Genomic DNA, 15,974 nt, shown 5'->3' with positions numbered 1-15,974 from the left:
TATTCTGTTATTTTGGGATCCACGTCTATGGTTACCGCACCATAGAACCGGCAAGGTGTTACGGTAAGAGTAATATCCACTCCTAATTTTTAAACTGGTCTGCACAGGTTGCGCTCTCTGGTTCCCCTAAGGGCTCCCGGACCTTTAAGTACTCCGTCAGCGGTGGACCGGATGCAGATTACCGGATATTGATCGATTGATCAACTTGCCGCAATATTGATTCTTCCTGAATATTTTTAATAAGTCTATTATACTATTGCCGTCATTTTGTTTCTTGTGATATAGTAGCAAAAAGCATAATTATATTCATGTTTTTTCCAAATATTGCCGGATATCTGAGAGAAGGACCTGCTCTATTATAATCATAACAAACAAAACCAGGTATGCACTCTTGGCTTTTATTGTTTTTATGTATTATTTAGGAAAGATCTTCGTATTCAAAAAAATCAAAATCTGCAAAATGTTGGTGAAGCATTCGATCTGCACAGGTCATACCTACAAATGTTCCTGTAAACTCTCCATATTTACAATATTCATCTGAAAACTTCGTAGTATCAAACTCTTTGCCAATACGGAAATACTGTTCTCCATCGTAACTCCATTCAAAAAAGGTCTTCCTATTCTCAATCCGGAGCCGGAGATAAACAGGCACATCCTTCACCGGAGTTCTGGTATCCAGATACTCTGTTCTTGTTCCGTTTTCCAGCTGTATCACGGAAATAGCACTTTGTCCCAATGTCTGACTATAATATTTTCTTAAATTGATATAATTCATATTATCATAATACATAATCAATCCTGCACTATGCTGATATATCTCCGGCTTAAATTCCATTTTAGTGGTTATGACGGCATTTACTGAGGTTAACTTTCTGGCAAGGATGCTCGCTTTGTTTAATGATGTTCTTGATTCCTGGCCTCGAATACGCACATATCCCGGCCTTGCTTTGACATCCGCAAAGCTTTCCGGTGAAATTCTTGGTGCATAATACTGGATCCCTAATGTATCACTGTTAAAATCATCAAAGTCCGGGATCTGTGGCATCGGGTATTCCGGAAGTTTGCTTTCTTCAAAATTTTCTTTTGCAAAATTGCTTTTATCTGCCATACGCAGCCACCCGTCATCTGTCCACATCATTTTCTGCATGGCTGTTTCTCTTCCCAGCGTACACCGCAGCTCTGGTACAAACGGTCTGGCTGTTAAGTGTACCAGATAAACTTCTCCCAATTCATTTTCCACATAGCTGCCATGCCCTGATTTTTGCAGCACGGACTCCGGATTGTAATATTTCGGTTTTAAATGATCCGGATCTTTTCTTTCGTTAAACTCTCCGGGAATAGAAGTCACGATTGGATTCATGGGATCTTTTTCATAAGGACCCCAGACATTTTCTGAACGTCCCATAGTTACGCTGTGGCCATACCCCGTACCACCTTCCGCACACATGATGTAATAAAATCCTTTGCGCTTATATAAATGCGGTGCTTCAATGCAGCCTCTGTCTGTCCCCCCATACCAGAAACGTTTGGGATAACCGATAATCTTCTTTTTAACAGGAGAATACTCTGCAATACAGACTGCCCCCGGCTTTTCATATCCTTCCCTCGTCTCCCATTCCAGTGAAACAATATATTTCTTACCGTCATCATCATGAAGGATAGACGCATCAAAGCCTGCCGAATGAAGATAGATTGGTTTACTCCATGGACCCTTTATATCACTGGCTGTAATCAGATAGTTATCTACATCGAAATATCTTGCGTTCATAGAATTCATGACACCATAAATCACATAAAACAACTTCTCTTCTTCACAATATGTTAAGCATGGTGCCCAGATTCCTTTCGCGGACGGTAATTTTCTAATATCCGCCTGTTTTTCACTGCGGATGACATGAGTATACAATTCCCAGTTTTTTAAATCTTTAGAATGATAAATAGGAAGTGCCGGCATCCATTCAAAAGAAGATACTATGACATAATAATCATCACCTGCTTTGCATATACAGGGATCGGGATTAAATCCTGGAAATATTGGATTTTTCATGATATGATTCGCCCCCTCCTTCTATACATGTTCAACAGGAAACCACCCCTGAGCGACTGATTTACCAAAATCCCAGGAATCCCAGCCAATCCATACCGGTTCATTGACCGTATCCAGCAACAGCTTATAATTCCAGTAAAAATATCCATTTCCGCCATTCCATGCATCCAGCTGTACTTTTGCAAGTTCCTCATAGATTTCCTTTTTTTGCTTAGGCGTATAAAATTCCTTTTCCACACCTTCTATGCCATTGAGTACTGATTGTCCGCCTTTGGTGTCATGTCCGCATACAAGCGAATTAAACAAACACCATTCTCCGCAAATTACAGGGCAATACTGCGCCATCTCTTTGATGGATGCCTGATATTTTTCTTTCACATAAGTAACATATCCTTCCACACTTTGCGGACAACCGTCTATTTCTGCCATCATCAGATATTGATGGGTATCCAAAATAATATTTTCAAACTCATCTTTCAGCATGAAATCCTTCCAGACAGAAAAATTAAATCCATCGTGAAATACGACTGACTTTTCTGCCGTCATATGTTTCCGAATCCTCCTATACGCTTCCATATAGAATTGTTTGAGAAACTCCATGGGAACCGGGGCATTATACTTTGCCATCTCCTTATCTACCGGTTTGTACCTTTCCTCTATATTGAAAGAATCCCATGCCGCTTCCGTCAATGGTTCATTGACAGGTTCTATGCCTAGAAGGCCTTTTCTATTTCCATATCTTTCCGCTAATTTTTCCAAAAGCTCTAATGTGAATTCTACATTCTCTCTGCTGCTTGCCCAAGTACACACCCCGGATAAACCACCATTATCAAATCCGTTCTGGCTGCCTGGCACTGTATGTAAGTCAATCAAAATCTGCAATTCATACTTTTCTGCCCAGCCAAACGCCTTATCCAGTTCTTCAATACAACCAATAAATGGGGGGCAGTCACCAAATATAAAATAAGGAACCGGTATTCTGACTGCATTCATATGATGAGATTTAATAATCGCAAAATCCCTTTCCGTGATATACTCACTGCGATGCACCTTTATTCTTGCCTCATACACTTCTTTTGACAGCTGTCTGGGAAGATAGTATTCATCTTCAGCTGTTGTTCCGGCAAATAATGCCGGACTCATCCATTTCTCCAGCACCAGCCAATTTCCAAGATTTACGCCTTTTATCTGCATTGTTCTCCTCTCCTCCTTGTTTACTATACAAGAAAATCTCTGAATTTTTCTGATACTTCTATATCATCATCACTATCCACCAGTAATGTCAGCGGATGTTCCAAATCTAAACTGAAAATTCCCATAATAGATTTTGCATCTACATAATATTTTCCCGTCTGTAGATCTACATCACAGCTATATTTTGAACATATATGATTAAACTTCTCTACTTCTTTCATGCTGTTTAATTTTACACTTTTTTTAATCAATATCTTTACCTCCGGTGTTTTTTCTATTTTTATTTGACTGCACGTTCTTTTAAGTCTGCAATAATTCCATCAAATTCTTTATCCAGATTCCAGAACTTCATAATAACCAATCCGATTGCATATACCCCTATCGGTATCAATACAAAGCAAATACGAATAGAGAACAGTGCAGAAGCTGACTGTACTGCCGCTCCTCCTATGTATCCTCCCGCTGCCAGAATCCAGCCAAGCATTGCAGAGCCAAGACCGCTTCCAACCTTGTACCCGAAACTGCAGGCGCTGTTTACTAGTCCAGCCGTCCGATATCCTGTCTTCCACTCTCCATAATCAATGGTATCCGATACCATTGCCCACATAGTAGCTCCGCCGCAGGCTCCACCGATACCACGAATGATACTGGAAATTATAATTAACATTGCAGAACCACCTGAATAGGTAAGAACCAGCATTCCCACAATATTTACAACTAACCCTGCCACAAATACATTTCTTTTTCCAAATCTCTTTACAAAGTTTGCTATAAGAAACATACATGCAATCTGAGCTACATTCATTGTGCTGTTAATGGTTGCTACCAAATTAGAATCGCCAAGAATTTCTCTTGCAAAATAAACAGTTGCTCCTCCATTGATAGAAAGATTCAGAAAGAAGATTGCAAGCACTACCGTTATCATAATCCAATACTTATTTTTAAACAGAGCTTTAATTCCTTCTTTAAATGAAACGACAGTTGCTTCCCCTGTTTTCTCCTCTTCCACAGTTTTTACTCTTTCCTTCGTGCCAAAGAAATTAATTAAAAATGCAACCACTGACAATAGCCCTAACACACAAAATGTCTTTGTCCAGGCACTGGCATTATTTCCAAAGAATTCCACTAACGGCAGGGTAAAAGTGTTAATGATCAATGTACCTGCCGTTGCCAGCAGATTTCTGAAAATACTAAGTACGGAACGTTCATATGGATCCTGTGTCATTAACGCATTCAATGTAGAATATGGAACATTAATTGCAGTATAGATAATGGTAGAGGCCAAATTGTAAGTAATAAATACATACACTAGTTTAGGTGTCTGTGCCCATCCCGTTGGTACTGAAAACAATAAAATTCCCGACACTGCAAATGGAATACACATTCTTAACAGCCAAGGTCTCGCTTTTCCAAAACGAGATTTTGTTCTATCTACAATCACACCCATAATAATATCACTGATTCCGTCAAAAACTCTGGATAAAAGCATAATCGTTCCTACTGCCGCTGCACTTACCCCAGCGTAATCTGTGTAATAAAATAACAGAAAAGCCGTCATTGAAGTATAAATAATATTACACCCGAAATCTCCACACCCATAGGAAAAACGCTCCACAAATCTTCGCAAAGTCAATTTTGTCTTTATTTCCATAGTTTTCTCCTTATTTTCACAAAAAACATTTGCATTAAAAGTTTATATTAAGTTCGGCGCGCCTTATATTGTGTTTAAAATATATCATAAGTACTTTTTTCATCATAGATTTTATCTTGACGATAAAGTAGGTCAATATTGACTTTTTTTCTCCATGTATTATACTTAATTTGAATTAATTCAGAACTGGGCAGAAATCATTGAACATAAACTATCATAACTTGGTTTAGGAGAGGCGCCTATATGAAAGAACCAGCAGAACAGCTTCGTATGCATGAATATGTGGAAATACCATCTACAAAAGATATTTATTTTAAACATTATTTTGATCAGGGGCGTCTGGTCTCTAACCACTGGCACAATGAACTGGAGATTATTTATTTGTTAAAGGGAAATCTGGATGTCTCCATTGGCAGTAGGACTTTGCATTATCAGAAAAACGATCTTGTTCTTATTAATTCCAAAGTAGTTCATTCTACCATATGTACAGCACCTAATGAATCTATATTGGTACAAATCCCTTATACTTTTTTAAAACGGTATATTCCGGACGTCGATAGATATATGTTTCATATAGACTGTTTTTCTACAAATCCGATTGTCCAGACAAAGATTACCCAACTAAAAGAAACACTTCAAAAAATGCTCATTGTTACAGAATATCACCCTGAAGGAGAATGGTTACACTTTGGTTCTCTTCTATTTGAATTGCTATATCTTCTATACCACGATTTTAAAATTACAGATCCTCAAGCCGGGTTTCAACAACAAGCAAAAAACCTAAACAAATTGGATTCAGTTTTAGATTACACACAAAAGCATTACAGCAAATCGATTTCGCTGAATGAAATTGCCGATATTGCAGGATTCCAGTCCCAATACTTTTGCCGTTTGTTTAAAAAAAATATGGGAGTAACTTATCTGCAATATCTAAACGAAATCCGCTTATCACACATTTATCAAGATTTAATTACAACTGAACTTCCTATCCAGGAAATATTGGAGCTTCATGGATTTACCAATTATAAATTATTCCGGAAAGTATTTGCTCAGAAATTCCAAATGACACCTTCAGAGATCAGAAATTTACAAAACAAAAAGCAATAATAACTGTACTTCCTTGCCGAGCAGCTTCGATGAAATCTTGAAATCTTCCCCAGCTTTTGTCGGCAAATCTCTTTTTTATGGCAAATATTCTGGAAATTTCAGTTTTCTTTTCTAACCCATTCAATCTTTTTTCCACACCCTGCTATTACGAAAGCATTTTATAATGTGATTTCTCAAAGTTAACACCCTCAATACAATCTAAACTTAGCAAAAATATGGAATAAAGGGTTTCTTCAATATTTTATAAGCAAGTTCTTGACCTGTATTTAACATATTTGTACAAGTAAACATATGTTATATGTATAAAGAAAAAATTTCTTTATGATATTTTAGATAATAAGTTAATAATTAAAGTAGGTGAATATATATGAATGATAATCAATGCTGTAAATGTCGTTGTTCATGCCCAACTGAACCTAAATGTTGTCGTCAAGGGCCTACTGGACCAACTGGGCCTACTGGACCTACTGGACCTAGAGGCTTACAAGGGCCTACTGGACCTACTGGGCCTACTGGGCCTACTGGGCCTAGAGGTTTACAGGGACTACAAGGGCCTACTGGACCTACTGGGCCTACTGGGCCTAGAGGCTTACAAGGGCCTACTGGACCACAAGGGCCTATTGGGCCGACTGGACCACAAGGACCTACTGGACCTACTGGACCACAAGGACCTACTGGACCACAAGGACCTACTGGACCACAGGGGCCCATTGGACCTACTGGACCACAAGGACCTACTGGACCTACCGGACTTACCGGTGCAACAGGCCCTACTGGACCTACCGGACTTACCGGTGCTACAGGCCCTACTGGACCTACCGGACTTACCGGTGCAACAGGCCCTACTGGACCTACCGGTGCAACAGGCCCTACTGGACCTACCGGGCTTACCGGTGCAACAGGCCCTACTGGACCTACCGGACTTACCGGTGCAACAGGCCCTACTGGACCTACCGGACTTACCGGTGCTACAGGCCCTACCGGACCTACCGGACCTACCGGTGCGACAGGCCCTACTGGACCTACCGGACTTACCGGTGCAACAGGCCCTACTGGACCTACCGGACTTACCGGTGCTACAGGTCCTACTGGACCTACCGGCGCAACAGGTCCTACCGGACCTACCGGTGCAACAGGCCCTACTGGACCTACCGGAACGCAAGGGCCAACAGGACCAGCCGCGTTTACCCCAGCCTATGGGACTTTTTTCAATGACGAGACATTGGTAGATGTAACTGGACCCTTACCGTTGTTAACATTTTTGTCGGTGCCTCCTGTTGGCCTTAGCCATACACCGGGGTCTCCTATGGTAACGGTATTGAACGCAGGTGTATACAAAGTCACTTATGAAGTGAACGATTCCTCAAGCACTCCATTCGCGTTGAGCATAAATGGAGTCGCTTTACCCGGTAGTGTCTTAATTCCTCTCACCGGAGGCTTTTTTTCGGGTGTGGCGACACTTGCGCTGGCAGTGGGTGATACGCTTGAGATTGTACTTTTAGGGACTTCTGGTCTCGTCAACCGTGTGCTCATGGATGTTCTAAAGGTTAGTTAATAACGGAACCGATAGAAAAGCTGCCGACAGGTGGTAACTCTTTGCTTAATGGAGGGAGTCAAGTTAAAATTCTCTGAATATTTTTCTTTCCAGCAAAAAAAACATGAGCAGATATGATAAGAAAGAAAAAATAGAAAAATGTAAAAACAGAAAAATTTTATAATCATTGTAAATGCCACTATTTTCTTAGGAATAGTGGCATTTTGCTTGTACATGATTTATCAACGCTGCTCAGGGAAAACAGTACAGGTTGAGGTACTTGAAGAATTTTTCGAGTTTTTTGAACTACCGCAAACTGATGAAGACTATGAGAAGTTTAAAAATAGTTGTACTGGAGTTGCTAATGAATAGTTAAGTAAATACTAATTTAGCGGTTTAAAATGGGTTTCCAAACGCTTCTTTGATATCTCAATCCACTCAAGTCCAGTTAAATTCTAAAGCCGCAAGTCTGCACCTGTCATATTATTGGTGGCAGTCATATCATTTTTCTACATGGATCCTTTTCTGATGTTGACTGCACTTTCTCTTTCAACGGAACCGGCATCATCAATCAAATCAACGTGAAAATCTTTTGTGCACTCATAAATCATTATATTTCCTTCCTCCCAAGACTCTGGGAAATACTAATTTTCATAATATGTTCCTTCCTGCTCCATTAAGCAAATCCTTAACATTTTGTATATTATTTTTTGTTCTACAGACACTACTAAAAAGCGAAAGGAGCGTCAATCTTGAATAGCAAAGATATATCTTCCAAAAAACAGGGCAGTGCTACAGACAATAATGTCAGTAATAAAAATGTTACCCATACAGATCATCGTTCGAAAACCGCATCAAATAGCGATTATATTGATCCATTTTATACTCCTCCGGGTGAAGGCCCTAAACCTAGAATTACATCCAATTAGGCATCATCCGGTAACGCAAGGGAGGTTTAAATCTCCCTTGTTCTTCTTTGCATCATCTTTCCAACACCTGTTAAGCATTCCTGGCAAATCTTACAGTGGGATCATTTGGCCTTTTCATCAGCTTCTTGTCGTGAACCATAGTTAGGTTTCTTTCATATTTTTGAGGTGATATGATGGAAAACAATTTATCTAAATTACTTTTTAAGAGTACCAGCACTAGACGTTACTTTATAACACTCCCAGTATGGCTGCAGATAATACTGCACGAAAATCATTCATACATTGATACCGCTGCGCAATTGCACCATGTTGCCGGGATATTATTACAGCAGAAAAACTGGGTTTAATAAATCACGTAGTGGACATAAGACCATATCTCCCAGCATTATATTCGCATACTATGATTCCTTCGGCTTCTCACACCGTTCATACTCTATTATCCATACACGGGGATTTGCTTCCCAACCATAACTGACAAGTATTCCCTGGAAGTTTCCGGGCTGAAATAGTTTTCTGCCGTTAATATCATGCTTACACATCCTTGCTATTTGCAAATACGTCCGATGCCTGCTGTGGTTTTTCTTTAGAAATGTCCTTAACTTCTCCTTCAACCGCACATCCAATTCGTGAATTAGAAAAATGCACCCTTGCAAAGAACGCTGACGCTCTGTAAGCATTAATTCCGGGAAAGAGGAAGAAAAATCGGCATGGTATTTCGTAACACCGAAGACCTGTTCTTCATTCCGCACAAGAAAATTTGGCGATAATCTTTATACCGTATTGAAAAACACATATATAACACATAAGAAAAACCGTATTCTTTATGGTTAATATTATATTGACCACTATTTGAAACAAGAGAAAGATAAAAAGGGGAATTATGGAGAATGGGGCAGACCCAAAAGACGTTCAGACGAGACCGGGGCACAGCAATTTAGCTACCACCTTACAGGTATACACCCATACTATTGATAAAATGGCAGACAGGAGTAGCTATATTTGAGGAAGCTGTCAACAACTGAAAATTACGTTGATAAATCGTTGACAACTTCCTTTCTTTATTCTTTTTATTCTAAAATGTAACGTAATTACAAGGATAACAGGCAAATAGTTTTGACATTGTTCCCCATAAATACAACACCCCTGTACTAAAATGCCTCTTTTAACCCCTCAAAATCCAAATAGTCCTCTATAAATTGTTTTCGTAGTAAGTTAAAAGGAATAAACTCGTTATATTTACCGTTAATCTGCACTTTCTCAGGTAAAGGAAGCTCATATAAATCTAATTCAGATTTAATAATATCGGAAATTATATATTCCAATTCTTCTTTCGTTCCAGTAAAATTCACCTCTAAATAAACACAAGTAATCCAAGGGTGTTTACTTCTTATGTTCCTTTTCAATAACGCATAGTGAAGAGTCAATAGCTGTCGTGTCCCCACCCAAGGGAACACCGCGTATTTTTTATCGGAAAGAGGGGTAACCAGATTTTCTAAAATACCGCTGTTTCGAGCAATGTATTGTATTTCCGTTAATCGTTCACGGCACCTCTCACTCAAGTACGGATATGGCAAATCACCTTGAAGAATGCTGCGGATTTTTTTTACTAAAACAGTATGCAGCTCCGCATCGAAATCTACGTCCCAGTCAACTACAGAAATACCTGGTACTTTTTTAACAAAAACAACCTTTGATTTTGTATTGACATCAACCGTTTCCCATGTCATGCCCGCCAATGCAAAACGAGTACCAACAGGGTAAATCTTATCAACAGTACCGATTGTGCGGTTTTCATCCTTAACTAGCAAATATTCTGGAGCAAGGAAAACCGTGAGAAAATGATGATTATTTACAATTTTTTCTCCTTCTCTGCCGATAATCAAGCCCCCATGTTCTGTTCGCTGTAATTGCTCAATATTAATAAGATGAGTCAATAACTGTTTATAATCCTCCTGGGAAATATGGCTAAAGCAACCCAAAGTAAGGATAGCCTGTGCAAGAGCTGCAGGGGAAAGTTCACCACTGCTTTTTAAGTGACTCATCGTTTGATGATACAGAAGGTTATACGCATGATGATGCGGATAAATTGGCTCTATCCAATGATCCTTTATATACAACTCAATAATAGCAATCGTTCGGATAAACTCCCAATTGATAGGCCCCAGTGTATCAGCTGAATTGATTCGGATATCTTCAACAAAGGTGAATAGCAGTTGTGGAACCTGACCTCGGCGCCCACATCTGCCAAGCCGCTGTGCAAAGCTAGAAACGCTAAGCGGGGCGCCGACCTGTACTGCCTGATCGAGCGAACCAATGTCAATACCTAACTCCAATGTAACGGTTGCACCGGTGACAATTTTATCATCACTTGATTTCATCTCATCCTCTGTGTTTTCGCGAAGCAACGCAGAAACATTTCCATGATGGACCCGGTAAACATCGGGCGCTTTTTTTTGTATCGCAATTTCACGAAGATTCGCCATAACAAGTTCGGTTTCTTCCCGGCTGTTTGTAAAGATGATAGTCTTTTTATCAAGCGTCATCTTAAATAAATATTCGTAATGCTCGCGATCACCCATATTCCCGCCTGTTGCAACCTTGTTATCGCTTGCATCGTTGTCAGCGATATCACGCTCATCGTGTAGGTTAACAAAACGTTCGACATGAAGTTTGATACGCTTCTTTCCATCTTCCGCTATAGGAGCGGCACAGTTACGGCCGGTTCCTGTGTTGAGCCAGTTCTGCGCGAAAGACACGTCACCGAGGGTTGCCGAAAGGCCGATACGCCTTGGATTTACGCCAGTCAGCTTCTGAAGACGTTCTAAGATGCACAGCAGCTGAACACCGCGTGCATCACGCATAAACTGATGTACTTCATCAATAATGACAAATCGCAAATCAGAGAACATTTGGAGGCAAGCGCCACGCTTATTGGTTAGAAGGCTTTCTAGTGATTCCGGGGTGATCTGGATAATCCCTTCTGGATGCTTGATTAACTCATTTTTCTTGGTTTGTGATGCGTCACCGTGCCATTTACAAACAGGAATATGTGAATCAACAAGTAACTGCTCAAGGCGTTTGAACTGGTCGTTAATAAGAGCTTTCAGCGGTGAAATATACATTATGCCTACCGAACGGGAAGGTTTCTCATACAGCTCCGTAAGCACAGGCAAAAAAGCCGCTTCAGTTTTTCCAGAGGCTGTGCCAGAGGAAAGCAGTAAATTGTCATCGCTGCCCAAAATGACCTCGCAAGAGGCAACCTGAATTCCACGTAATTCCTCCCATTTGTTCTGATATATGAAATCCTGTATAAAAGGAGCAAGTCTGTTAAATACATCCATCTTAGTTTACACCTCGAAATCTAAAAAATCACTGTGTATAGTTTCATCGGACAGACCACCCTTGGCCATTTCAAAGCTGTTGCTGCCTAAAATATCAGACACACTTTTCTTTGGGTTCTGATGCAGAATATTAACAAGTTCGATGAAATCACGGATGATTTCTCTCGGAGTGATATGTGTGCCTGCACCAACACGATTATATTCCACTGTCAGAAAGTACAGTAAATCCTCGTGACTCATCGTAGGGGTATAGTTGTATAGCTGTGCATGAATGTCCCGCAGTTTTTCAACGAGTACATACACCTCTTCTTGCGTAAGCATTTGCAGCCTAATAATGGGAGCGGTTAAGTCCTTCATCTCATCAGTGGCAAAATGTCCTTCTGCAAGGCGTGATCGAAGAGCTTCATAACTGAACAAACCTTTGTATTTATCTTCAATACACTGAGGTGTACCGCCGATTAAAAATCCAATATGCTTTGCTTTGCCCTGTAGCACATCGTTATACATAGTCAGAATTTTTTCATAATTGTTTTGTCTTGTGATGGAGTTTGGAATCTTAAAGATATTGACAAGTTCATCAATGAAAACCAATAGCCCTTTATATCCGGCGTTTACTAAAAAAATAGCAAATAATTTCAAAAAGTCATACCATGTTTCATCCGTAACAATGAAATTAATATCCAAATCTGCCTTTGCTTCTTTGCGGGATGCATATTCGCCGCGAAACCACTTCAGTACATTTGATTTCATTGCAGCATCATCTTGTTGGTATGCTCTCCAGTAAGTAGCAACTGCCTTGGCGAACTCAAAACCGTTGACCATACCCTCAAGAGAACCAGCTACGGCATATATCTGTTTTTCAACTAATAGATTGAACTCTTCACCTTCTGCTTCGGACTGTGCTCTTATAGACGCCTGTATGCCTGAGATCCATTTTTCCAGAATCAACGGCAGTGCACCACCATCCGGCTTTGATTTCGTTGAAAGGTTTTGGATAAGTTCTTTGTATGTTGCAAGTCCCTGCCCTTTTGTTCCCGCAAACCGTCGTTCAGGCGAAAGGTCAGCATCAACCACCGCAAAGCCTCTTGCTGTAGCATAATTGCGTATGGTTTGAAGTAAAAAGCTCTTACCACTGCCATACTTGCCAACAATAAATCGAAAAGAAGCACTTCCATCCTCAATCATATCAATATCATGTAAAATCGCTGCGATTTCCTGTGTTCGCCCTACGGTGATGTATTCAAGTCCTACGCGGGGAACGACACCACCCTTTAATGCATTTATTAGTATATTGGCTATCCTCAACGGCAATTTATTTTCCATTAGATTACACCATTTCCTTAATTTTATTTATATATTCTTCATATATAGTCAAACAATCGTCAAGTTCAAGAATGTTATCACCAATTGTGTCAATCGCCTTTTCATTAATACTGTCAGCCAACACTTCCAGCATAACCCCGTTGGCATCTGCAAAATGCTTCAGATTTGTATCCCCTTGAAGTATTAATTTAAGTGCATTCACTTCTGTTTCTTCGAGTATATTAAAAAGACTTGTCCAATTGTCTTGCATTGCCACAGAGGAATCGGCAAAAACAGTTTGAGATATAACAGGATTAGTCTCTACTGTGCTTGATTCAAAATACATCATAGGTTCGGTATCTGGCACGATTAGTTTTTCCTGAGTGTCGTCAGCTTCAAGTCTTATTTTATGAAGAGAAGTTTCATCCACGGATACAACAATTTTTGTTGCTTCTTTGTAATACTCATTCACCGCTTCGTGAATTATATTTTCAAGGGAAAGGCCCGCATATTCAAGTTTTTTTATAAGCCCACTGTCAACTAAATTAATATCAGCAGACAGCTTGTGTTTGAATTTTGTAACTTTTCGTAACTCGGATTCTGTTTGTTTCATAATATAGCCAATGAGTTGCCGACCGCTATTCATAGATAATGTGGAACTAAAAGACCAATTGTTTTTAGAACATATATATATTTCTTTATCAGAAAACACAACTTTCTTATCCGTTATCTTAATTGATGAATGAAACAATGCATCCTTGAAAGGCGTCCATACAGACATCTTATTCGTCGGATAAAAAATCAAATCGTCAAAAATGATACCAGCTCTATTAAAAATAACTCTAAGTTTATGAATTACAGTACAAAAACAATCACTAAGCTGCTCTTTTGTCTCATCGGTAAAGAAAATTGATTTTCTGATATCATACTTTGAAACATTGCAAAATAGATCAAAATTGTCGTTCATGTCTGATTCGTACATGAATACTTTGGCATAATGTGCTTGAAGATTATTTTCGCAGACAAATTCTTTAAATGGCTTCGGGAGATCATAATAAATATGATAGTCCTTTATCCACTTAATCACATATTTATCAATCGAAGAGTCAAAACGCTTGAAAGCTCTCCAGAAAGACATAAGCTTATCAAGTCCTTCCTGAGAGTCAGCCACTCCGATATTATGAATCAGCTCGTAAATATAAACAAAGGCATATGATAATGAAACGTTTGTGACATTACCTTTTCTTACATCAGTCCGCCATGTAAAATATGTTCTGAGCTGCGCATAACTCATTTGTTGGTAATAAGGAAAATAGTTTGAAAACTCTACATAACCATTGTAATCATCCTCGTAATCCTTCATGAAAACTGCTTGTTTATAGAATACTTTTGAATTACTAATCCGTGTTTGTTTGTTATAAAAATGAGAATTGAAATTAGAAGGAAGCTGAATATCTCTTGCTATTTGTCTCATTTCATTAAATATTTTACGATTCTCATCAACGATAGGATTTACTACTTGCGGCTGAGGGGTAGAAAATGCCTGATTGCTGTTTGTTCCTCCATCAATTTCAATCTCTGCAAAAACCTCACCTTCAAAGGAAACAGAGGTGACATTTTGTAAAAACTGTTTTAATTGATTTTCCTTTTCTTCAAAAAAAGATATTTGGCCCGGTATTTTAACAGATTTATATTTCTTGTCAAATTTGTTCATACGCATTTTAATTACGAGAAATACCCGCTACCTCCTTTTTTGATAAACTTCTCTTAAAAGTCTATTCCTTTCAATCTTTAACAGCTGTAAACAAACTTAATTCATCATCATCTTCATCACAATTCTTTTATTGCGACCTATAGAGATAATATACCATATTATTATGGATAAAGCAAACAAATGTTCTTACCGTTAATTCCCTCCACACTGTGTGTTCAAAGCAAAACTCTCAATAGAAAACAAGGCACAGGTTATTATCCCTGTCCCTTGTTTTCTACTATCGGCTGTTTCTCCACACCATTCTCAACAGCATAAGCATTTCCATTTTCTGATTCAATAAGACTAGCCTTTGACTCTTTTTTTGATCACCAACGCGGAAATTGTAAATTTACTAATTTTAGAATCGATGACATCTTCCAACAGCAAAAACAGTTATAATTTTAAATGGAACAGGAATAGCCCTGTTCCAACGATATATAATCGGTACTAAATATACCATTATGCTATTACTGCAGGTTGATTTCCAGTGCTATTGTCACTTGCTCACCAATGATTCCATCTACAGTCAAACCATTGTCTTCCTGAAATTTCATCAATGCACTTTTAGTCTTCTTCCCCATAATTCCGTCTGGCGTTCCACAGTCATATCCTCTTTCATTCAGTGCTTCCTGTACCGCCTTTACCGTTTCTGTGTCTTTTGATACCGTCTCTACCATAGTTGTTGATACAGTTGTTGATGCCTTTGTCTTATAAGGGCAAACACCGCCACTGTGTAAATGAGGTGGGTATCCACCACAATGATAATGGTAACTTCCAAGCCCACTCTTATTTTTGTTGTCCTTATGCCCACCACTTGAATCAGTTCTTCCCGAATGAGCTTGTGCAGTAATCACAACTGGGTTTTCGAATGCGGATACAACAGGTAATACCGTGACAATAAATGCCAGCAAAACAGCTAATAGTAATTGACAACTCTTTTTCATCAAAGTCCCCTCCGGATTTAATTATTTCTATAATCTTACCATGTTATAGTCAATACGTATATTATAATCTAAGTTTTCATTCAACAAATTCCGACATTGGCATGCAGATATTCTTTATGCCTCTCCATACTATACTTCGTCAAGGAATGGCTTATCGATGGAATAAACATGG

Annotated in this window: 10 protein-coding genes and 2 pseudogenes; 3 read left to right on the top strand and 9 right to left on the bottom strand. The window is 39.2% G+C overall.

Annotated elements, in window-relative coordinates; genetic code table 11:
* Positions 1-418: 418 nt before the first annotated feature.
* Genes BMW45_RS21530 through BMW45_RS21515 form a run of 4 tightly spaced genes read right to left on the bottom strand, consistent with a single transcriptional unit; the run spans position 419 to position 4,892 of the window.
* The gene (locus BMW45_RS21530; protein ID WP_330390848.1) at positions 419-2,047 is read right to left on the bottom strand and encodes a glycoside hydrolase family 43 protein; all 1,629 of its coding nucleotides are present in this window, start codon (positions 2,045-2,047) and stop codon (positions 419-421) included.
* Positions 2,048-2,068: 21 nt separating this feature from the next.
* Entirely contained in the window at positions 2,069-3,241 is a 1,173-nt protein-coding gene (locus BMW45_RS21525; protein ID WP_092248804.1) for a glycoside hydrolase family 5 protein, read from the bottom strand.
* 23 nt (positions 3,242-3,264) lie between these two features.
* Entirely contained in the window at positions 3,265-3,492 is a 228-nt protein-coding gene (locus BMW45_RS21520) for an HPr family phosphocarrier protein (protein ID WP_092248801.1), read from the bottom strand.
* A gap of 29 nt (positions 3,493-3,521) precedes the next feature.
* On the bottom strand, positions 3,522-4,892 hold the full coding sequence (locus BMW45_RS21515; RefSeq protein ID WP_025232698.1) for an MFS transporter: 1,371 nt from the start codon (positions 4,890-4,892) through the stop codon (positions 3,522-3,524).
* A 243-nt stretch (positions 4,893-5,135) separates the two neighbouring features.
* Between BMW45_RS21515 and BMW45_RS21510 the strand changes: the two genes are divergently transcribed.
* From BMW45_RS21510 to BMW45_RS28065, 3 genes are all read left to right on the top strand, one after another.
* Positions 5,136-5,999 (top strand): AraC family transcriptional regulator, encoded by an 864-nt coding sequence (locus BMW45_RS21510; RefSeq protein WP_092248798.1) that lies wholly within the window; start codon positions 5,136-5,138, stop codon positions 5,997-5,999.
* 367 nt (positions 6,000-6,366) lie between these two features.
* A complete protein-coding gene (locus BMW45_RS21505) occupies positions 6,367-7,554 on the top strand; it encodes a collagen-like protein (RefSeq protein WP_092248796.1) in 1,188 nt (395 codons plus the stop codon).
* A 731-nt stretch (positions 7,555-8,285) separates the two neighbouring features.
* Positions 8,286-8,462 (top strand): hypothetical protein, encoded by a 177-nt coding sequence (locus BMW45_RS28065; RefSeq protein ID WP_166433437.1) that lies wholly within the window; start codon positions 8,286-8,288, stop codon positions 8,460-8,462.
* A gap of 1,148 nt (positions 8,463-9,610) precedes the next feature.
* Here BMW45_RS28065 and BMW45_RS21500 read toward each other — a convergent pair.
* The 5 genes and pseudogenes from BMW45_RS21500 to BMW45_RS29180 all read right to left on the bottom strand — a co-directional run.
* Complete coding sequence (locus BMW45_RS21500) at positions 9,611-11,803, bottom strand: DEAD/DEAH box helicase (protein WP_092248794.1); 2,193 nt, start codon at positions 11,801-11,803, stop codon at positions 9,611-9,613.
* A gap of 6 nt (positions 11,804-11,809) precedes the next feature.
* A complete protein-coding gene (locus BMW45_RS21495; protein ID WP_092248791.1) occupies positions 11,810-13,126 on the bottom strand; it encodes an ATP-binding protein in 1,317 nt (438 codons plus the stop codon).
* A 4-nt stretch (positions 13,127-13,130) separates the two neighbouring features.
* Positions 13,131-14,819, bottom strand: a complete 1,689-nt coding sequence (locus BMW45_RS21490; RefSeq protein ID WP_166433436.1) for a TerB N-terminal domain-containing protein — start codon at positions 14,817-14,819, stop codon at positions 13,131-13,133.
* Between the two features lie 506 nt (positions 14,820-15,325).
* A pseudogene (locus BMW45_RS29185) lies at positions 15,326-15,496 on the bottom strand (peptidoglycan-binding domain-containing protein); the annotation flags it as partial.
* 72 nt (positions 15,497-15,568) lie between these two features.
* A pseudogene (locus tag BMW45_RS29180) lies at positions 15,569-15,802 on the bottom strand (YHYH domain-containing protein); the annotation flags it as partial.
* Positions 15,803-15,974 lie beyond the last annotated feature (172 nt).

This window comes from Lacrimispora sphenoides (assembly GCF_900105215.1).
Classification (GTDB): domain Bacteria; phylum Bacillota; class Clostridia; order Lachnospirales; family Lachnospiraceae; genus Lacrimispora; species Lacrimispora sphenoides_A.
The sequence above is the reverse complement of the archived record's forward strand: the minus strand, read 5'-3'. Positions and strand labels throughout refer to the sequence as shown.